Origin of the sequence: Agrococcus jejuensis (assembly GCF_007679035.1) — a bacterium.
In the GTDB taxonomy this organism is placed as follows: domain Bacteria; phylum Actinomycetota; class Actinomycetes; order Actinomycetales; family Microbacteriaceae; genus Agrococcus; species Agrococcus jejuensis_A.
Window position 1 is genome coordinate 800,843 of record NZ_VEFR01000001.1, and the last position, 18,525, is coordinate 819,367.

The following is an 18,525-nucleotide window of genomic DNA, read 5'->3' on the forward strand; positions in this document are numbered from 1 at the left end:
CGCGTAGGATGGACGGCGGTGTCGATGACCGACACGCAAGCATGCCCCCGGTGAGAAGAGGCGAAGGATCCGTGGCAGCCGCGAGCAGCGACTTCGGAGCGAACGAATGGCTGGTGGAGGAGCAGTACGAGCTCTTCAAGCAGGACAGGTCGAAGGTGGCCCAGTCCTGGTGGCCGATCCTGGAGCGCTATGCAGCGCAGCTGGGAGGCGGCACCACCACCGCGACGACCACGGCACCGCCCGTGGCTGAGACGCCCGCAGCGCCACCCGCGCAGCCGGCGACCCCGCCGCCACCGGCCGCACCGTCGGCCCCCACCGCGCCCACGGCAGCACCCGCTGCTCCGGCCAACGCGAGCGAGGCGCCCGCGCAGTCCGCCCCGCCCGCTCCCCCGGCACCGACGAAGCCGGCCCAGCGCCCCGACGGCACCATCGCCGCGCGCACGACGAAGACCCCCGCGAAGCCCGCGCCGGTGCCCGCCGACCGCGACAAGGCCGACGCGAAGGCCGAGGAGTCGAAGGCCGACGAGCCGACCGTCACGCCGCTGCGCGGCATGCCGAAGGCCCTCGCGCACAACATGGACCTCTCGCTGGCCGTGCCGACCGCCACGTCGGTGCGCACGGTGCCCGCGAAGCTCATGATCGACCAGCGCATCGTGATCAACAACCACCTGCGCAGGACGCGCGGCGGCAAGATCTCGTTCACGCACCTCATCGGCTACGCGCTCGTGCAGGCGCTCAAGGCGTTCCCGAGCCAGAACGTGTCGTACGCGGAGGTCGACGGCAAGCCGTCGCTCGTCGCGCACCCGCACGTCAACCTCGGCATCGCGATCGACCTGCCGAAGCCCGACGGCACGCGTGCCCTGCTGGTGCCGAGCATCAAGCAGGCCGACACGATGGACTTCGCGGAGTTCATCGGCGCCTACGAGCAGCTCGTGAAGAAGGCTCGCGCCAACAAGCTCGAGGCCGGCGACTTCGCCGGCACGACGATCTCGCTCACGAACCCCGGCGGCATCGGCACCGTGCACTCCGTGCCGCGCCTCATGCAGGGCCAGGGATGCATCATCGGCGCCGGCGCGCTCGACTACCCGGCCGAGTTCCAGGGTGCGAGCGTCGAGCGGCTCGCGGATGCGGGCATCGGCAAGACGATCACGCTGACGTCGACCTACGACCACCGCGTCATCCAGGGCGCCGGCTCGGGCGAGTACCTGAAGATCGTGCACGGCCTGCTGCAGGGCCAGGACGGGTTCTACGACGGCATCTTCGCCGACCTGCGCATCCCCTACAAGCCGATCGCGTGGGCGCAGGACGTCTCGGTGCACGAGTCCGACGAGCTGTCGAAGCAGACGCGCGTCGCGCAGCTCATCAACTCGTACCGCGTGCGCGGCCACCTCATGGCCGACATCGACCCGCTCGAGTACGTGCAGCGCACGCATCCCGACCTCGAGATCGAGCAGCACGGCCTGTCGTTCTGGGATCTGGACCGCGACTTCGTCACGGGCGGCTTCGGCGGCCGTCGCTCGGCGCAGCTGCGCGACGTGCTCGGCGTGCTGCGCGACACGTACTGCCGCACGATGGGCGTCGAGTACATGCACATCGCCGACCCGGCGCAGCGCAAGTGGTTCCAGGACCACCTCGAGGTGCCGTACGTCAAGCCGACGCACGACGAGCAGATGCGCATCCTGCGCAAGCTCAACGAGGCCGAGGCCTTCGAGACGTTCCTGCAGACCAAGTACGTCGGGCAGAAGCGCTTCTCGCTCGAGGGCTCCGAGTCGATGATCGCCTTCCTCGACGCCCTCATCCAGGGCGCCGCCGAGGCGAGCCTCGAGGAGGTCGTGATCGGCATGCCGCACCGCGGCCGCCTCAACGTGCTCACGAACATCGCCGGCAAGACCTACGGCCAGATCTTCCAGGAGTTCGAGGGCGCCGCCGTCATGCAGGGCTCCGGCGACGTGAAGTACCACCTCGGCACCGAGGGCACCTTCGTGGCTGCCGACGGCTCCGAGATCCCCGTCTACCTCGCCGCCAACCCGTCGCACCTCGAGGCCGTCAACGGCGTGCTCGAGGGCATCGCCCGCGCGAAGCAGGACCGCATTGGCGACGGTCGTCGCTCGGTGCTGCCCGTGCTCGTGCACGGCGACGCCGCGATGGCCGGCCAGGGCGTCGTCTTCGAGACGCTGCAGCTGTCGCAGCTGCGCGGCTACACGACCGGTGGCACGGTGCACCTCGTCGTCAACAACCAGATCGGCTTCACGACCCCGCCGTCGGAGTCGCGCTCGTCGATCTACTCGACCGACATCGCCAAGGCGATCGGCGCCCCCGTGTTCCACGTGAACGGCGACGACCCCGAGGCCGTCGTGCGCGTCGCGGAGCTGGCCTTCCAGTACCGCGAGGAGTTCAAGCGCGACGTCGTCATCGACCTCATCACGTATCGCCGCCGCGGGCACAACGAGGGCGACGACCCCACGATGACGCAGCCGCTCATGTACTCGCTCATCGAGCGCAAGCGCTCGGTGCGCACGCTGTACGCCGAGAACCTCGTGGGCCGCGGCGACATCACCGAGGACGAGTACGAGGAGGCGCAGAAGGACTTCCAGGACCGCCTCGAGCGGGCGTTCATGGAGACCCACGCCGCCGCGACGGGCTCGATGCCCATCCCGACGCAGACGCCCGAGTCGACGATGGTCGGCACGCCTGCCGACACCGGCATCTCGCGCGCCACGATCGAGGCGATCGGCGATGCGCACGCCAACGCTCCCGACGGCTTCACCGTCCACACGAAGGTGCAGCAGGTGCTCAAGAAGCGCCTCGACATGAGCCGCAACGGCGGCATCGACTGGGCGTTCGGCGAGCTGCTGGCGCTGGGCTCGCTGCTCACCGAGGGCACCGCGGTGCGCATGTCCGGCCAGGACACGCGTCGTGGCACGTTCGTGTCGCGGCACGCCGTCATGCACGACAAGGTCAACGGCCAGGAGTGGCTGCCGCTCGCGAACCTCTCCGAGGAGCAGGCGCGCCTGTCGATCTACGACTCCCTGCTGTCGGAGTACGCCGCCATGGCGTTCGAGTACGGCTACTCGGTCGAGCGCTCCGACGCGCTCGTGCTGTGGGAGGCGCAGTTCGGCGACTTCGTGAACGGCGCGCAGATCGTGCTCGACGAGTTCCTCTCGAGCGCCGAGCAGAAGTGGAACCAGTTCTCGTCACTGACGCTGCTGCTGCCGCACGGCTACGAGGGCGCGGGCCCCGACCACTCGTCGGCGCGCATCGAGCGCTTCCTGCAGCTGTCGGCCCAGCAGAACATGATCGTCGCGCGGCCGTCGACGCCGGCGTCGTACTTCCACCTGCTGCGTCGCCAGGCGTACCAGCGCCCGCGTCGTCCGCTCATCGTGTTCACGCCCAAGGCCATGCTGCGTCTGCGCGACGCGGTGAGCCCGGTCGAGGACTTCGAGACCGGCACGTTCCAGCCCGTCATCGACGACGCGAAGGTCGACTCGTCGAAGGTGCGCCGCGTGCTGCTCCACTCGGGCAAGATCCACTACGACATCGCCACCGAGATGGCGAAGCGCGAGATCGACGACGTCGCGCTCGTGCGCCTCGAGCAGCTGTACCCGCTCGACGTCGACGCCATCAACGCGGCGCTCGACCGCTACGACGGCGCCGAGCTCGTGTGGGTGCAGGAGGAGCCGCTCAACCAGGGCGCCTGGCCGTCGGTGCACTACTCGCTGCCGCGCCACCTGCACCACGGTCGCACGATCCGCGCCATCGGCCGCACGGCCTCGGCGAGCCCCGCGACGGGATCCCCGAAGCGCTCGGCTGCCGAGCTCGCGCAGATCCTCGACGAGGCGCTCGGCGCCTGACCGTGCCGCGTCGAGAGCCCGTCGTCACCGCTGGTGACGGCGGGCTCTCGCACGTGCGGGGCACGTTCCATCGCGCGATCGACCCGACGCATCGCGACTCGGCGCTCGCGGGGTCGCGCTCGGCGGGCCGGTACTCGCGCCCCGACGAGCCGACGCTGTACCTGTCGTCCTCGCGCGGGGGCGTCGCGGCGGCCATGGTCGCGCATGCCGACCACCGATCCCCCGCCGACGGCGACGCTCGCCTGAGGTGACCCCGCTCGGCGGTTGCGTCTCGCAGGCGATTCGCCGAGCCAAGGGAAGATTCCCCTCCGGTCGCGAGATCACCTGCGAAACGTGGCCACGGCCGAGTCGGATCTGCGTCTCGCGGACCGCTCCGGTCAGTCGCGCGACGCGAGGAACGTGTAGACCTCGGTCTCGTCGACGCCGGGGAAGGCACCGGGCGGCAGGGCCGCGAGCAGGTGCGAGTGGGCGCGGGCGCTCGGCCACGCCTGGCCGGCCCACGCATCCGCGAGCTCCGTCGGTGGCGTGCGGCAGCACGACGGGTCCGGGCACTGCGACGCCGAGCGCTCCTTCGTGGCCCGGCCGCGGAACCAGCGGGCCTGCGCGAACGGCACGCCGATCGACAGCGAGAACTCCCCCTGCGCGCTGCGCTCGGTCATGGCCGTGCACCAGAACGTGCCCGCAGGCGTCTCGGTGTACTGCTCGAACGCGTTGACCTTGTCGGGCACGTCGAACACCTCGCGGCTCGTCCACCGCTTGCACACCGGCTGGCCCTCGATCGCGCCGGTGTGGTCGGCGGGGAACGTCACGCCGTCGTTCTCGTACGCCTTGTAGATGATCCCCGACTCGTGCACCTTCTGGAAGTGCAGCGGGATGCCGAGGTGCACGGTGGCGAGGTTCGTGAGCCGATGCGCCGCCATCTCGTACGACACGGCGAAGGCATCCCGCAGGTCCTCGACCGCGAGCTGCCGCTCGGCCTTCGCGGCGGAGAGGAACGAGACGGCCGTCGCCTCCGGCATGAGCAGCGCGGCCGCGAAGTAGTTCGTCTCGACGCGCTGCCGCAGGAAGGCCCCGTAGTCGCTCGGCACGTCATGGCCGAGCACGTGGTGCCCGAGCGCCTGCAGCAGCACCGAGCGCGGGTCGTGGTCGCCGCGCGTCGAGCGCGAGAGGTAGATGCGGCGGCGCTTGAGGTCGGTCACCGAACGCGTGGAGTGCGGCAGGTCGCCGACGTGGTGCACCGTGAAGCCGAGGCGCTCGGTGATCGCGGCGATGAGGTGCTGCGACAACGGCCCCTGCACGTAGCCGACGTCGGCGAGGATGCCGGCCGCCTCGCGCTCGATCTCGGGGAAGTGGTTGTCGCGCGCACGCATCTCGCCGCGCAGCTGCGCGTTCGCTCGCCGCGCCTCCTCGGGCGTCGCGATGCGCTCCTCGGCCTGTCGCTCGAGCTCATCGACGAGCGCGAGCATCGTCTCGAGCACGTCGTCGGGCGTGCGCGGCCCGACGCGCATCGTGGGCAGCTGCTTCTGCACCCACAGCGGCGACCGCATGGCGCGCTCGAGCCGCAGCTCGCGCGCGGCGCGCTCGCTCGGCGGCGCCTCGCCGGTGAGCGCGTCGAGCGAGACGCCCAGCAGGCCGGCGAGGCGCTGCAGGGTCTGGAAGCGGATCTCGCGCTTGCCCGTCTCGATCGCCGAGAGCTGCGAGGGCGCGAGCCCGATGGCGTCGTGCACGGCGTCGAGCGTGAGCCCCGCGGCCTTGCGATGGTGGCGGATGGCCTTGCCGAGCTGCAGCGGATCCGTCGCGTCGGCATCCGGCGACTCGGGGGCGCTCGTCGAGCGGTTCCAGGACGACATCGTCATCGCTGCAGCATATGGCAGGAATGCAGAACTTCACACGAGGAATCGAATCCAGGAGTGCGTTCCTGCGGCGAGAGTGGAGCCAGACCCCGATGGAGGAGGCCCCCGATGACCGAGAACCAGCACCAGCAGACTCAGCAGCAGGCAGCCGAGGCACTGCAGCTCGAGTGGGACGCCGACACGCGCTGGAGCGGCGTCGCCCGGGACTACGCCGCGGCCGACGTCGTGCGCCTGCGCGGCTCGGTCGTCGAGGAGCGCACCCTCGCCCGTCGCGGTGCCGAGCGGCTCTTCGAGCGCCTGCAGCAGCCCGAGCCCGTGCGCGCCCTCGGCGCCCTCACCGGCAACCAGGCGGTGCAGCAGGTGAAGGCGGGCCTCGAGGCCATCTACCTCTCGGGCTGGCAGGTCGCCGCCGACGCGAACCTCGCGGGCCAGACCTACCCCGACCAGAGCCTGTACCCGGCGAACTCGGTGCCGAGCGTCGTGCGCCGCATCAACAACGCGCTGCTGCGCGCCGACCAGATCGAGCACGCCGAGGGCACGCGCAGCGTCGACGACTGGCTCGTGCCGATCGTCGCGGACGCCGAGGCCGGCTTCGGCGGCCCGCTCAACGCGTTCGAGCTGCAGCGCGGCATGATCGCCGCCGGCGCGGCGGGCGTGCACTGGGAGGATCAGCTCGCCTCCGAGAAGAAGTGCGGCCACCTCGGTGGCAAGGTGCTCATCCCGACGCAGCAGCACGTGCGCACGCTCAACGCCGCGCGCCTCGCCTCCGACGTCGAGGGCGTGCCGACCGTGATCGTCGCCCGCACCGACGCCGAGGCGGCGACGCTCATCACGAGCGACGTCGACGAGCGCGACCGCCCGTTCCTCACCGGCGACCGCACGGCCGAGGGCTTCTACGAGGTGCGGAACGGCATCGACCCCTGCATCGCGCGCGGCCGTGCCTACGCGCCCTACGCCGACCTGCTGTGGATGGAGACGTCGAAGCCTGACCTCGAGACCGCACGCCGCTTCGCCGAGGGCATCAAGGACGAGTTCCCCGACCAGCTGCTCGCGTACAACTGCTCGCCGTCGTTCAACTGGCGCAAGCACCTCGACGACGCGCAGATCGCATCGTTCCAGCGCGAGCTCGGCGCCATGGGATTCCGGTTCCAGTTCATCACCCTGGCCGGCTTCCACGCCCTCAACCACTCGATGTTCGACCTCGCCAAGGGCTACGCCGAGCAGCACATGACCGCCTACGTCGACCTGCAGGAGCGCGAGCTCGCCGCGGAGTCGCAGGGCTACACCGCCACGCGCCACCAGCGCGAGGTGGGCACCGGATGGTTCGACCTCGTCGCCTCCGCCCTCAACCCCGACTCGGGGACCCTCGCCCTCGCCGGCTCCACCGAGACCGCGCAGTTCCACTGACGTCGCAGGACCGCCTCGGTCCGCCCCACCCGCTTGGAGAGACTCCCATGACCGACCGCATCCGCATCACCGAGCACGCCCCCGACCAGGAGCGCGTGCTCACGCCGCAGGCCCTCGAGTTCCTGCTGTCGCTGCACGACCTCGCCGAGCGGCGCCGCCGCGAGCTGCGCCGCCTGCGCCGCACGCGTCGCGCGGCGCTCGCCGACGGCGCCACGCCCGCCTTCCTGCACGAGACCCGGCACATCCGCGACGACGCCACCTGGCAGGTCGCGCCGCCCGCGCCCGGGCTCGAGGACCGTCGCGTCGAGATCACCGGCCCCATCGAGCGCAAGATGACCATCAACGCGCTCAACTCGGGCGCACGCGTGTGGCTGGCCGACTGCGAGGACGCCTCCTCCCCCACGTGGGAGAACGTCATCGCGAGCCAGGCGAACCTGCAGGACGCCATCCGCGGCACGATCGCGCACACGAGCCCGCAGGGCAAGGAGTACCGCGTCACGGCCGAGCGCACGCCGACGATCGTCGTGCGGCCGCGCGGCTGGCACCTCGACGAGCGGCGCATCCTCGTCGACGGCGAGCCCATGAGCGCATCGCTCGTCGACTTCGGCCTGCACATGCTGCACAACGCCGACGCGCTCATCGCGTCGGGCCGCGGCCCGTACTTCTACCTGCCGAAGCTCGAGAGCCACCTCGAGGCGCGCCTGTGGAACGACGTGTTCGTCGCGGCGCAGGACATGCTGCTCATCCCGCGCGGCACCATCCGTGCCACGGTGCTCATCGAGACGATCTCGGCGGCGTTCGAGATGGAGGAGATCCTCTACGAGCTGCGCGAGCACTCGTCGGGCCTCAACGCCGGCCGCTGGGACTACCTGTTCTCGATCATCCGCGCCTTCCGCTTCCGCGGCCCGGACTTCGTGCTGCCCGACCGCTCGGCGCTCACGATGACGGCGCCGTTCATGCGGGCGTACACCGAGCAGCTCGTGCGCGCATGCCACCGTCGTGGCGCGCACGCCATCGGCGGCATGGCCGCGTTCGTGCCGAGCGCGAAGGATCCGGAGGCGACGCGAGTGGCGCTCGCGCAGGTCGCCGAGGACAAGCGGCGCGAGGCGGCCGACGGCTTCGACGGCTCGTGGGTCGCGCACCCCGGCCTCGTCGCGACGGCGCAGGCCGAGTTCGACGCCGTGCTGGCCGACGCGCCGCACCAGCTGGGCCGCAGCCGCGACGACGTCGTGCCCGACGAGGCCGCGCTCATCGACCTGTCGACGACGCCGGGCGACATCACCGAGGCGGGCCTCAGGCTCAACGTCGAGGTCGGCATCCGCTACATGGAGGCGTGGCTGCGCGGCCAGGGCGCCGTCGCGATCCACTCGCTCATGGAGGATGCGGCGACGGCCGAGATCTCGCGGTCGCAGGTGTGGCAGTGGATCCACGTCGAGGCGCGCACCGCCGAGGGCCACACGATCTCGCGCGACCGGGTGAAGGGCATCGTGCGCGAGCTGTCGGCGTCGTTCGAGCGCTTCGACGGCGACCGCTTCGACGAGGCGATCAGCCTGTTCCACGAGGTGGCGCTCCGCCCGACGTACCCGGCGTTCTTCACGCTCGCCGGCACCGAGCGGTACCTGTCGCCCCTCGCGGAGGAGGCGCCGATCGCGGCGTGATCCGCCGAGCATCGCGCATGGAGAAGGGCCCCGGTGAGCATGAGTCGCCGGGGCCCTTCGCCCCGTCTCCAGCGCCCTGGCCGAGGCCTGGGCCCTTCTGGCGAGGGGCGCCTCCTCAAGGGAGGTTCGATCATCATGGAGGCGAGCCGAGGGGCCCGCAAGCGGTCAGCGCGAAGACGTCTCGACGCTGACGTGAAGGTGGAGGGTTCGCGTGCGTCCGGCGTCAGCCGTGCGTCGCCTGCACGGCGCGCAGGCGCGCGAGCACCTGGTCCTTGAGCTGCTCGGGTGCCGTCTCCTTGCACGCCTGCTTGAGCGCCATCGTCAGCTGCACGCCCACGGTGTGCTCGTCGGCGCAGTCGGTGCAGCCGTCGAGGTGCGCGCGGATGTCCGCCGCATCCTCCTTGCACAGCTCCGCGTGCAGGTACTCCTCGAGCTCGGCCTTGGCCTTGTCGCAACCGCAGTCGCCCATCAGCGCTTCCCCCCTGCCGTCATGCCCTGCTCACGGGCGTAGTCCGCCAGCAGCTCGCGAAGCTGCCGCCTGCCACGGTGCAGGCGACTCATCACGGTGCCGACGGGCGTCTTCATGATCTCCGCCGTCTCGGCGTACGACATGCCCTCGACGTCGACCCAGTAGACGACCATGCGGAAGTCCTCGGGGATCGACTGCAGGGCGTCGCGCACGACGCCCGCGGGCATGCGGTCGATGGCCTCGGCCTCCGCCGACCGCGACCTCGTGGCCGTCGTCGACTCGCCGACGCCGATCTGCCAGTCCTCGAGATCGTCGAGCGGCGCCTCGAAGGGCTGCCGCTGCTTCTTGCGGTACTGGTTGATGTACGTGTTCGTCTGGATGCGGTACAGCCAGGCACGCAGGTTGGTGCCGGGCGTGAAGGAGTCGCGGGCGGCGTACGCCTTCGCGTACGTCTCCTGCACCAGGTCTGCCGCATCCTGCGGGTTGCGCGTCATGCGCATCGCGGCCGCGTACAGCTGGTCGGTGTACTCGAGGGCCTCGTCGATGAACGCGTCGGAGTCGTCTGCCATCGGCGACGATCCTACGCGCGTCAGCACGCTGGTCGTGGTCATGCACCCTCCCCTTCGTAGGATGGAACCGATGACTCAGGCGCCGCATTCCCGCGCGTGGGCGGCTCCGGTGGCCACCGGCCCGCTCGACGCGACCGTGCACCTGCCCGGCTCGAAGTCGCTGACGAACCGCGAGCTCGTGCTCGCGGCGCTCGCCGACGAGCCCGGCCTGCTGCGCGCTCCCCTGCATTCGCGCGACTCCGCGCTCATGGTCGACGCGCTGCGCGCGATGGGCGTGGGCGTGGAGGAGGTGGGCTCCGGACCCTTCGGACCCGACCTGCGCGTGTCCCCGGGCCCGCTCGGCGCGGCATCGGTCGACTGCGGCCTCGCCGGCACCGTCATGCGATTCCTGCCGGTCGTCGCAGCCCTCGCGACGGGCGCGGTCGACTTCGACGGCGACCCGCACGCGCGCAAGCGCCCCAACGCCACGACGATCGACGCGCTCCGCGCGCTCGGCGTGCGCGTGGAGGACGGCGGCACGGGCACGATGCCCTTCACGGTGCACGGCACGGGCTCGGTGCGCGGCGGCGAGCTCGCGATCGATGCGAGCGCGTCGAGCCAGTTCGTGTCGGCGCTGCTGCTCGCGGCGCCGCGCTTCGAGGAGGGGCTCACGCTGCGCCACACGGGCGAGCGCCTGCCGTCGCTGCCCCACATCGACATGACCATCGCGACGCTGCGCGCCCGCGGCGTGGATGCGTCGTCGCCCGAGCCGGGCGTGTGGCACGTCGCGCCGGGTCCCATCGCGGCGCTCGACGTGGCGATCGAGCCCGACCTGTCGAACGCGGCGCCGTTCCTCGCCGCCGCGCTCGTGGCGGGCGGCCGCGTCACCGTGGCCGGCTGGCCCTCGACGACGACGCAGGTCGGCGCCGAGCTGCCCGCCCTGCTCGCACGCCTCGGCGCATCCGTGACGATCGACGGCGACCGCTGCACCGTCGACGGCGGCGCAGGCGTCGCCGCCGCACCGCTCGCGGGCGGCACGATCGACATGGCGCACGCGGGCGAGCTGTCGCCGACGATCGCGGCGCTCGGCGTCTTCGCCGACGCGCCGCTGACGATCGACGGCATCGGCCACATCCGCGGCCATGAGACCGACCGCATCGACGCGCTCGTCGACGACCTCGCCCGCCTCGGCGGCGCCGCGTCGGGCGACGAGGAGTCGATCACCGTGCAGCCCGGCGCGCTGCACGGCGGCGCATGGGCTGCGTACGCCGACCACCGCATCGCGACGGCGGGCGCGCTGCTGGGCCTCGCGGTGCCCGGCATCGAGGTCGACGACATCGCCGCGACCGCCAAGACCATCCCGGAGTTCCCCGAGCTCTGGCAGCGGATGCTGGCGGGCTCCCCGTGACGGACATGCGATGAGCTGGCTGAGCGACGAGCCCGACGACCCGTACGAGGAGTACGGCGACTCGGTGCGCGAGCGTCCGAACCCCAAGGCGAATCGGCCGCGCACGAAGATCCGCCCCGAGCACGCCGACTCGGTCGACGGGTTCGTGACGGCCGTCGACCGCGGCAGGTACACCGTCGTCGTGCGCGACGGTGAGCCCGACGAGGCGATCATCACGACGACGCGCGCCCGCGAGCTGCGCAAGCAGGCGATCGTCGCGGGCGACCGCGTCGACGTCGTCGGCGACACGTCGGGCGACGAGGGCACCCTCTCGCGCATCGTGCGCATCCAACCCCGCACGACGGTGCTGCGGCGCTCGGCCGACGACTCCGACGAGTTCGAGCGCGTCATCGTCGCGAACGCCGACCTCATGCTCATGGTCGTCGCCGCGCGCGACCCCGAGCCGCGTCCCCGCCTCGTGCACCGCTACCTCGTCGCCGCCTACGACGCGGGCATCACGCCCATCCTCGTCGTGACGAAGACCGACCTCGCCGATCCCGCGACGCTGCTGGCGCACTTCGAGGGCCTCGACATCGAGACGTGGCGCTCGCGCTCCGACGACCCTCCCGCCCAGGCGCTGCGCGAGCGGCTCGACGGCCACGTCACGGTCGCCGTCGGCCACTCGGGCGTCGGCAAGTCGACGCTCGTCAACGCGCTCGTGCCCGCCGCGCATCGGGCCGTCGGCCACGTCAACGCCGTCACGGGCCGCGGCCGCCACACGTCGTCGTCGACGCAGTCGTACCGGCTCGGATCCGGATGGGTCATCGACACCCCCGGCGTGCGCTCGTTCGGCCTCGGGCACATCGACGTCGCATCGATCCTCAAGGCGTTCCCCGACATCCAGGCGGCGAGCGACGACTGCCCGCGCGGCTGCACGCACCTCGCCGACGCGCCCGACTGCGCCATCCAGGAGGCCGCCGACCGCGGCGAGCTCGACCGCACGAGGGTGGAGTCGGTGCAGGGCCTGCTGGCGACGCTCACGGTCGAGGACCGCTGGTGACCGAACGGCGTCCGAGCCCCGTCGTCGCGATGATCGCGGCGGCGGGATCGTGGGAGGCACGGCTCACGGCCGCCCTGCGCGACCTGGGCCTCACGACCCGCAGGCTCGGCCTGCTCGCGCATCTCGACGCGCTGCCCGACCTGTCGTTCTCCGAGCTCGCGCGGCGCACGGGCATCACGGTGCAGTCGGCGCACACGGCGGTGCGCCAGCTGGCGACCGACGGGCTCGTCGACGATGCGACGGCCCACGCGGGCGCGCGCTCGACGCTGCGCCTCACCGACCGCGGTCGTGCCGTGCTCGCCGCGGCCCAGGAGCGCGTCGCGGCGCTCGACGCGACGCTCGCAGCGGAGCAGCCGGCCCTGGCGACCGCGCTCGTCGAGCTGCGTCCGCAGATGGCGGACCTGCCGCCGCCCGTCGAGCACTGACCTTCAGGTAGACTGAAGGAATGACCGCCGCCGTGCCCACCGCATCCCGATCCCCGTTCGCCACCCCGCACGCGCTCTACCGCGTCGTCGCCATCGCCGAGGCGATCTCGTGGACGCTGCTGCTGGGCGGCCTGCTGCTGCGAGCCCTCACCGACGTCGGCGTCGGCGTCTCGATCGGTGGCGGCATCCACGGCTTCGTCTTCCTCGCCTACGGTGCGACCGCGGTGCTCATGACGATCCACCAGCGGTGGAGCGCAGGCACCGCGATCGTCGCGATCGTCAGCGCCGTCGTGCCCTACGCGACGATCCCGACCGAGCGCTGGCTGCGACGCAGCGGCCGGCTCGACGGCGCATGGCGCCTCGAGGCCACCGACGACCCCCGCGACCGGCGTCCGCTCGATCGCCTCGTGCGCACCCTGCTGCGCCATCCGGTCGCCTTCGGCCTCGGCGCCGTCGTGGTGGTCGCGATCGTCTTCACCGTGCTGCTCGTCGTCGGCCCTCCCGGCCGCTGACGCGCCCCACGCGCGGGTAGCGTGGATGCCGTGAGCCACGCCGACGACCTCGCCCTCGCCCTCCGCATCGCCGACGCCGCCGACGCGATCTCGATGGATCGCTTCCGCGCCAGCGACCTGCACGTGACGACGAAGCCGGATGCGACGCACGTCACCGACGCCGACCAGGCCGTCGAGGCGCGCATCCGCGAGCTCGTCGAGGCCGAGCGTCCCGGCGACGCGTTCTTCGGCGAGGAGACCGGCACGACCGGCGACAGCCCGCGCCAGTGGATCGTCGACCCCATCGACGGCACCGCGCACTTCCTGCGCGGCGCACCCGTGTGGGCGACGCTCATCGCGCTCGTCGTCGACGGCGAGGTCGTCGTGGGGGTGTGCTCGATGCCGTCGCTCGGGCGTCGCTGGTGGGCGGCGCGCGGCGAGGGCGCGTGGACGTCGCCCGGCGAGCAGCGCCTGCGGGTGTCGGCGCTCGCCACGCTGGCCGACGCCGCGATCTCGTACAACTCCATCCAGGGCTGGGACGGCGCCGGCTACCTCGACGAGCTCGTGGCGCTGCAGCGCGACGTGTGGCGCGCGCGCTCGTATGGCGACGCGTGGAGCTACATGCTGCTGGCCGAGGGCGCGCTCGACGTCGTGGGCGAGTTCGATCTCAAGCCCTACGACATGGCGGCGCTCGTGCCGATCGTCGAGGAGGCGGGCGGCCGCTTCACGTCGATCGACGGGCAGTCCGGCCCATGGCACGGCTCGGCCCTCGCGACGAACGGCGTGCTGCACGACGAGCTGCTCGGGCGTCTGGCGCGCTGACGTGGTGGGCGAGCCTCCCTGTGGGCCCGCGCTCGTCGACGACCTGCTGTCTCGGGAGCGCTCGCGCATCCTCGGGGCGACGTGGGCGATCATCCGCACGCGTGACGATGCCGCGCTGAGCGCCGTCTGGGCGAGGCTCGCCGAGATCGAGGATGCGGTCGACCTGGTCGACCTCGGCGGCATGCTCGCACTCAACGGGCGGCACGTGACGCACGCGGTCGACCGTGTGCGCATGCACTGGCTCGGCGAGTGCCTCTGCCGCGCGTACCTCGACCACGAGATGTACGACCCCGCGAAGGAGGCCGCGTACGGTCACGTGGCGATCGTCGAGGAGATCCCGGTCGTCGTGCACGGGCGCCCGTGGCGACCGCGACGCATCTGCGCATGCGCGGCCTGCGGGCAGCGCTACGACGTCACGGAGGACGAAGGGCACTACGTCTGGTGGCGGTGGCGCAGGGCCAAGGACGTCGAGGCCGAGGCGTCGGCTTCCGTGCCGACGCCGCGGAAGGTCGTCACGAACCCGCGCTCGCCCGCTCGAGCTCGCCGACGTCGATCTTCGCCATCGTCATGAGCGCCTGCGTCACGGCACCCGCGTTCGGGCCGGACATCAGCTGCCCCATCGTCGTCGGCACGATCTGCCACGACAGCCCGAACCGGTCGACGAGCCAGCCGCACTGGCTCTCGCGTCCGCCGCCCTCGAGCAGCGCATCCCACAGCCGGTCGATCTCGGCCTGGCCCTCGACCTCGAGCACGAGCGACACCGCCTCCGACAGCGGGAACTCGGGTCCGCCGTTGAGCAGCGTCACGGCGTGGCCGCCGATCGTCATGTCGACGGTGAGCGCCTGCCCGCCCTTGCCGCCGGGGAACGCCGCGTCGTCGGGATACCTGCTCGTGTGCAGGATCTCGCTGCCCGGCATGAGCGACACGTAGAGCGCCGCCGCCTCCTCGATGCCTCCGTCGAACCACAGGCTCGTCGCGACTCGCGTCATCGTGGACCCCTCTCGCATGCCGAGCGATCGCGCCCGTGCGCTCGCGAGCGTACGCCCGGCGCGCGACGCGCGGCTAGGGTCGAGGCATGCGCGAGATCTCCGTGGACGCCATCGCCGCCGACACCGCCGTGCCCGTCGTCGACGTGCGCGAGCAGGACGAATGGGATGCGGGGCACGTGCCCCACGCCATCCACATCCCGATGGGCGAGATCGTGGAGCGGATCTCGGAGGTGCCCGACGGCGTCGCCGTGATCTGCCACTCGGGCGGACGCTCGGCGCGCGTCGTGCAGTACCTCGAGTCGCAGGGCTACACGGCCGCGAACGTCGTCGGCGGCACGTCGGCGTGGATCGCCGCCGGCCACGACGTCGCCCGCTGAGCGCCGGCCCCGAGCACGACGAAGGGCCCGCGGACCGAGGTCTGCGGGCCCTTCGTGGACTCCTGCGCGTGACACGCACCGACGGTGGTGGAGATGGGGGGAATCGAACCCCCGTCCATCGCTCGGACCGTGCGGCTTCTCCGAGTGCAGTCTGAGCTTGGTCGTTCTGCTCGGCCCCTACCTTTGCCCCAGACATCTAGGTAGACGGGCCCAGTCACAGTGCAAGTCCCACGAGTCCCTGTGACGCAGGCTCGCAGCAATCCCCCTAGATGACGCCGAGGTCCAGGGCGGGGGCAGACCTGGTTCGACGGACTTCAGGCTCGCTTAGGCAGCGAGGGCGAAGTCGGTGCGCTTTGCGTTGGCACCTATGGTTTTCCAGGGATCGTTGACGAGATGACCCTGGGTCCTCGACTCGCTTCCCGCAGCGACTGAGGCGATGTCGAAACCGATCATCCCCGTGCTGCGGTGCGTGTCACGCGCTGTGGAGTTGCCAAGCCGCCTCGTTCCTCGCGGTCCGCGGCAGCCCTCCATGGTACGGCGCTCGCCGCCCGCGGGGCAACGACGGCGTGTCCGCCCTCAGCCGAAGAGCAGCTCGGCCTCGTGGTAGCGCTCCTCGGGCACGACCTTGAGGCCCACGAGGGCGTCGGCGAACGGCACGCGCACGATGTCGGTGCCGCGCAGCGACACCATCTGCCCCCACGCCTGCTGGTGCACGGCCTCGATGGCCGCGAGGCCGAAGCGGGTCGCGAGCACGCGGTCCGCACCCGTCGGGGCGCCGCCGCGCTGGATGTGGCCCAGCACGGTCGAACGCGACTCGATGCCCGTCCTGGCCTCGATCTCGGGCGTGATGAGCTCGGAGATGCCACCGAGGCGCGGCCGGTTGAACGCATCGAGGCCCTTGTGCGAGTGCGCCTCCTCCATGCCCTCGAGGCGGAAGCCCTCCGACACGACGATGAGCGGCGCACGGCGACGGTCGTACACCTGCTGCGCCCAGTCGCAGATCTCGTCGATCGACCGGGGCTGCTCGGGGATGAGGATGGCGTGGGCACCCACGGCCATGCCCGCGTGCAGCGCGATCCAGCCGACATGGCGGCCCATGACCTCCAGCACCATGCAGCGCATGTGCGAGTCGCCCGTCGTGCGCAGGCGGTCGCCCGCCTCGGTCGCGATCTGCACTGCCGTGTCGAAGCCGAACGTGTAGTCGGTGGCGTCGAGGTCGTTGTCGATCGTCTTCGGCACGCCCACGATCGGGATGCCGGCGTCGCTCAGGCGCTTGCCGGCCGCGAGCGTGCCCTCGCCGCCGATCGCGATCACGGCGTCGATGCCGAGCCGCTCCATCGTCGCCGCGATGTTCGCGGGGCCGCCCTGGTCGCCCTCGAAGGGGTTCGTGCGGCTCGTGCCGAGGATCGTGCCGCCGACGCGCGAGATGCCGCGCACCGACGAGCGGTTGAGCACGCGCACGTCACCGGCGACGAGGCCCCGCCAGCCGTCGCGGATGCCCACGAACTCGTGCCCGTGCTGCTTGATGCCGCCGAGCACGGCGGCTCGGATGACGGCGTTGAGACCCGGGCAGTCGCCGCCGGAGGTGAGGATGCCGATGCGCATGGGTCCATCCAACCCTGCGCATGCGAGCGTGTCGAACCGGCGGCGCACGGGCACTTCTCCCCATCGCGTTCGCAGCCGCCCCTGCCTAGCCTGGGAGCGAACATCGGCCGCTCCCACGGCCCTGCACCACGGATGGGACCGCATGGCAGACGATCACGCTCCAGGCCCGAGCCCGGCGTACGACCCCTGGCGCGGCCAGCAGCCACCCGCCCAGGGCGGGCCGGGCGAGGACCGACCCGCGTCGGCGCGGCCGCAGGGGCCGCAGCCCGGCGCACCCGTGCGCAACCCCGACGGCTCGTGGACGGTCGAGGTGCATCCGAGCGACGGATCCGCTCCCGGCGGGGCGTACCCCCAGCCGCGACGGCCGCTGAGCACGCCGTCGCAGCCCATGCCCGTGCAGCCGCCGCCGCCGTGGATGCAGCAGCCGCCCGCCCCGCAGCTCGCTCCGCCGCAGGGCATGCCGCAGACCGGCCAGCGCCGCGGCCCTCGTCTGGGCCTCATCCTCGGCATCTCGATCCCGGTCGCGATGCTCGCGATCGGCGGCGTCGTCGCCGCGCTCGTCGTGCCCGGCGTGCTGCGCGACCGCGATGCGCAGTCGGCAGCCGACGACTACGCGGCGCAGGTCGCCGACTGGGAGTCGGTCTACTCCGACGCGGCGCTGCAGCCGCTCGCCGAGCTCGACACCGCATCCTTCGACGCCGGCCTCGCGACGGCGGCGCCGAGCATGGGCTCGGGCTCGTACGACGACGTCGCCGCCGACGCGAGCGGCGTGCAGGGCGCGTGCGACGCCATGGCGGGCCTCTCGGGCCAGGCCGCGATGCTCACGGCGCCGGCGCCGGCCCTGCGCGTCGTCGAGGGCGGCGAGGGCAACGACGCCTACGCGCAGGCGCTCGCGGCCACGGCCGTCGACGGCCCCCGCTACGAGGCCGCCGCCGGGCTCGCCGACGCCGTCGCGGCGCCGTTCGACGTCATCGGGTCGGCCTGCGCGCTCGTGCTGGCGCAGGCCGACGCCGACGCCGCGTTCGCGACGGCCTACGCCGACTACCTCGCGACCCTCACGCTGCCGCAGGGCGGCACGGAGCGGTACGACGTCGACGCGTCGCGATGGATCGAGTTCACCTGCAACGCGGCGACGGGATGCGCGTCGTTCGTCGACCGGGCCGCACGCGCCACGGCCGCCACGGCGTGGGATGCGGCGTTCGTGACGTACAACCAGTCGATGGCGCAGTCCTACCGCGACCACTGCCCCACGGCCGACCTGCAGTCGACGTGCGACGCGTGGGCGGGGATGCACGACCAGGGCGCGCAGCTCGCCGCCGCGGTGAGCGCCGCGTACCGCGACGAGGACGTGACGGGCGGCGCTGCGTTCGGCGGCGACACGATCCCGGCGCCCGACGCCGCCGCGGCGCTGGACGCCTACGTCACGACCGACGAGTCCGCCTACGCGTCGGCCTCCGCCACGACGGCGACGGCGACGGGCGCGACGACGATGCTCGGGGCCATCAGCGCGCTCGTGCGCGGCGAGGGGCAGACGATTCGCGACGCGGCGTCGGCCGTGCGCGGCTGACGCGAGGGCGGGTCGG

The 18,525-nt window shown here is 72.2% G+C and carries 17 protein-coding genes and 1 other RNA gene; 12 read left to right on the forward strand and 6 right to left on the reverse strand.

The genetic code is table 11. From position 1 onward, the window contains the following. The first annotated feature begins 41 nt into the window (after positions 1–41). Together FS793_RS03850 and FS793_RS03855 are read left to right on the forward strand one after the other, a co-directional pair. The gene (locus FS793_RS03850; protein ID WP_144718714.1) at positions 42–3,851 is read left to right on the forward strand and encodes a multifunctional oxoglutarate decarboxylase/oxoglutarate dehydrogenase thiamine pyrophosphate-binding subunit/dihydrolipoyllysine-residue succinyltransferase subunit; all 3,810 of its coding nucleotides are present in this window, start codon (positions 42–44) and stop codon (positions 3,849–3,851) included. A 2-nt stretch (positions 3,852–3,853) separates the two neighbouring features. Further along, positions 3,854–4,102: a hypothetical protein gene (locus FS793_RS03855; protein WP_186329305.1), complete on the forward strand. Its 249-nt coding sequence runs from the start codon at positions 3,854–3,856 to the stop codon at positions 4,100–4,102. A 126-nt stretch (positions 4,103–4,228) separates the two neighbouring features. On the opposite strand, the gene FS793_RS03860 is transcribed toward FS793_RS03855, so the two are convergent. After that, positions 4,229–5,707, reverse strand: coding sequence for an XRE family transcriptional regulator (locus FS793_RS03860; RefSeq protein ID WP_144718717.1), 1,479 nt, complete (start codon positions 5,705–5,707; stop codon positions 4,229–4,231). Between the two features lie 105 nt (positions 5,708–5,812). Here FS793_RS03860 and aceA point away from each other — a divergent pair, with 105 nt between their 5' ends. Then, positions 5,813–7,111, forward strand: coding sequence for an isocitrate lyase (gene aceA / locus FS793_RS03865; RefSeq protein WP_144718720.1), 1,299 nt, complete (start codon positions 5,813–5,815; stop codon positions 7,109–7,111). A gap of 47 nt (positions 7,112–7,158) precedes the next feature. Then, positions 7,159–8,769 carry a malate synthase A gene (aceB, locus tag FS793_RS03870; protein ID WP_144718724.1) on the forward strand — a complete coding sequence of 537 codons (1,611 nt, stop codon included), beginning with the start codon at positions 7,159–7,161 and terminating at the stop codon, positions 8,767–8,769. Between the two features lie 223 nt (positions 8,770–8,992). On the opposite strand, the gene FS793_RS03875 is transcribed toward aceB, so the two are convergent. Both FS793_RS03875 and FS793_RS03880 read right to left on the reverse strand, forming a co-directional pair. Beyond that, positions 8,993–9,238 (reverse strand): zf-HC2 domain-containing protein, encoded by a 246-nt coding sequence (locus tag FS793_RS03875; protein WP_092506133.1) that lies wholly within the window; start codon positions 9,236–9,238, stop codon positions 8,993–8,995. After that, positions 9,238–9,807 carry a sigma-70 family RNA polymerase sigma factor gene (locus tag FS793_RS03880; protein ID WP_260980004.1) on the reverse strand — a complete coding sequence of 190 codons (570 nt, stop codon included), beginning with the start codon at positions 9,805–9,807 and terminating at the stop codon, positions 9,238–9,240. The genes FS793_RS03875 and FS793_RS03880 overlap by 1 nt, the downstream gene beginning before the upstream one ends. 70 nt (positions 9,808–9,877) lie before the next feature. Here FS793_RS03880 and aroA point away from each other — a divergent pair, with 70 nt between their 5' ends. Genes aroA through FS793_RS03910 form a run of 6 tightly spaced genes read left to right on the forward strand, consistent with a single transcriptional unit; the run spans position 9,878 to position 14,542 of the window. After that, positions 9,878–11,194, forward strand: coding sequence for a 3-phosphoshikimate 1-carboxyvinyltransferase (gene aroA, locus FS793_RS03885; RefSeq protein ID WP_260980005.1), 1,317 nt, complete (start codon positions 9,878–9,880; stop codon positions 11,192–11,194). Between the two features lie 10 nt (positions 11,195–11,204). Next, complete coding sequence (rsgA, locus tag FS793_RS03890) at positions 11,205–12,233, forward strand: ribosome small subunit-dependent GTPase A (protein WP_144718733.1); 1,029 nt, start codon at positions 11,205–11,207, stop codon at positions 12,231–12,233. Then, positions 12,230–12,658, forward strand: coding sequence for a MarR family winged helix-turn-helix transcriptional regulator (locus FS793_RS03895; RefSeq protein WP_260980006.1), 429 nt, complete (start codon positions 12,230–12,232; stop codon positions 12,656–12,658). The genes rsgA and FS793_RS03895 overlap by 4 nt, the downstream gene beginning before the upstream one ends. Positions 12,659–12,678: 20 nt before the next feature. Beyond that, positions 12,679–13,170, forward strand: coding sequence for a DUF3817 domain-containing protein (locus FS793_RS03900; RefSeq protein WP_144718736.1), 492 nt, complete (start codon positions 12,679–12,681; stop codon positions 13,168–13,170). Positions 13,171–13,200: 30 nt separating this feature from the next. Then, positions 13,201–13,971, forward strand: a complete 771-nt coding sequence (locus FS793_RS03905) for an inositol monophosphatase family protein (RefSeq protein WP_260980007.1) — start codon at positions 13,201–13,203, stop codon at positions 13,969–13,971. 4 nt (positions 13,972–13,975) lie between these two features. Next, positions 13,976–14,542 carry a hypothetical protein gene (locus FS793_RS03910; RefSeq protein WP_144718742.1) on the forward strand — a complete coding sequence of 189 codons (567 nt, stop codon included), beginning with the start codon at positions 13,976–13,978 and terminating at the stop codon, positions 14,540–14,542. Here FS793_RS03910 and FS793_RS03915 read toward each other — a convergent pair. Next, positions 14,484–14,960 carry a VOC family protein gene (locus tag FS793_RS03915; RefSeq protein WP_144718745.1) on the reverse strand — a complete coding sequence of 159 codons (477 nt, stop codon included), beginning with the start codon at positions 14,958–14,960 and terminating at the stop codon, positions 14,484–14,486. The genes FS793_RS03910 and FS793_RS03915 overlap by 59 nt on opposite strands. An 86-nt stretch (positions 14,961–15,046) precedes the next feature. Here FS793_RS03915 and FS793_RS03920 point away from each other — a divergent pair, with 86 nt between their 5' ends. Further along, positions 15,047–15,337 (forward strand): rhodanese-like domain-containing protein, encoded by a 291-nt coding sequence (locus tag FS793_RS03920; RefSeq protein WP_144718748.1) that lies wholly within the window; start codon positions 15,047–15,049, stop codon positions 15,335–15,337. Positions 15,338–15,422: 85 nt separating this feature from the next. Here FS793_RS03920 and ssrA read toward each other — a convergent pair. Together ssrA and FS793_RS03930 are read right to left on the reverse strand one after the other, a co-directional pair. Next, positions 15,423–15,794, reverse strand: a transfer-messenger RNA (tmRNA) gene (ssrA, locus tag FS793_RS03925). 119 nt (positions 15,795–15,913) lie between these two features. After that, complete coding sequence (locus FS793_RS03930; protein ID WP_144718751.1) at positions 15,914–16,942, reverse strand: 6-phosphofructokinase; 1,029 nt, start codon at positions 16,940–16,942, stop codon at positions 15,914–15,916. 142 nt (positions 16,943–17,084) lie between these two features. Here FS793_RS03930 and FS793_RS03935 point away from each other — a divergent pair, with 142 nt between their 5' ends. After that, positions 17,085–18,509: a hypothetical protein gene (locus FS793_RS03935; RefSeq protein WP_144718754.1), complete on the forward strand. Its 1,425-nt coding sequence runs from the start codon at positions 17,085–17,087 to the stop codon at positions 18,507–18,509. Positions 18,510–18,525 lie beyond the last annotated feature (16 nt).

What these genes read in the sequence shown, in the direction of transcription:
- FS793_RS03875 (WP_092506133.1), bottom strand. Translation starts at nt 9,238, where the DNA reads ATGGGCGACTGCGGTTGCGACAAGGCCAAGGCCGAGCTCGAGGAGTAC.
- FS793_RS03900 (WP_144718736.1), top strand. Translation starts at nt 12,679, where the DNA reads ATGACCGCCGCCGTGCCCACCGCATCCCGATCCCCGTTCGCCACCCCG.
- FS793_RS03860 (WP_144718717.1), bottom strand. Translation starts at nt 5,707, where the DNA reads ATGACGATGTCGTCCTGGAACCGCTCGACGAGCGCCCCCGAGTCGCCG.
- aceA (WP_144718720.1), top strand. Translation starts at nt 5,813, where the DNA reads ATGACCGAGAACCAGCACCAGCAGACTCAGCAGCAGGCAGCCGAGGCA.
- rsgA (WP_144718733.1), top strand. Translation starts at nt 11,205, where the DNA reads ATGAGCTGGCTGAGCGACGAGCCCGACGACCCGTACGAGGAGTACGGC.
- FS793_RS03850 (WP_144718714.1), top strand. Translation starts at nt 42, where the DNA reads ATGCCCCCGGTGAGAAGAGGCGAAGGATCCGTGGCAGCCGCGAGCAGC.
- FS793_RS03935 (WP_144718754.1), top strand. Translation starts at nt 17,085, where the DNA reads ATGGCAGACGATCACGCTCCAGGCCCGAGCCCGGCGTACGACCCCTGG.
- FS793_RS03915 (WP_144718745.1), bottom strand. Translation starts at nt 14,960, where the DNA reads ATGACGCGAGTCGCGACGAGCCTGTGGTTCGACGGAGGCATCGAGGAG.
- aroA (WP_260980005.1), top strand. Translation starts at nt 9,878, where the DNA reads ATGACTCAGGCGCCGCATTCCCGCGCGTGGGCGGCTCCGGTGGCCACC.
- FS793_RS03920 (WP_144718748.1), top strand. Translation starts at nt 15,047, where the DNA reads ATGCGCGAGATCTCCGTGGACGCCATCGCCGCCGACACCGCCGTGCCC.
- FS793_RS03880 (WP_260980004.1), bottom strand. Translation starts at nt 9,807, where the DNA reads ATGGCAGACGACTCCGACGCGTTCATCGACGAGGCCCTCGAGTACACC.
- FS793_RS03930 (WP_144718751.1), bottom strand. Translation starts at nt 16,942, where the DNA reads ATGCGCATCGGCATCCTCACCTCCGGCGGCGACTGCCCGGGTCTCAAC.
- aceB (WP_144718724.1), top strand. Translation starts at nt 7,159, where the DNA reads ATGACCGACCGCATCCGCATCACCGAGCACGCCCCCGACCAGGAGCGC.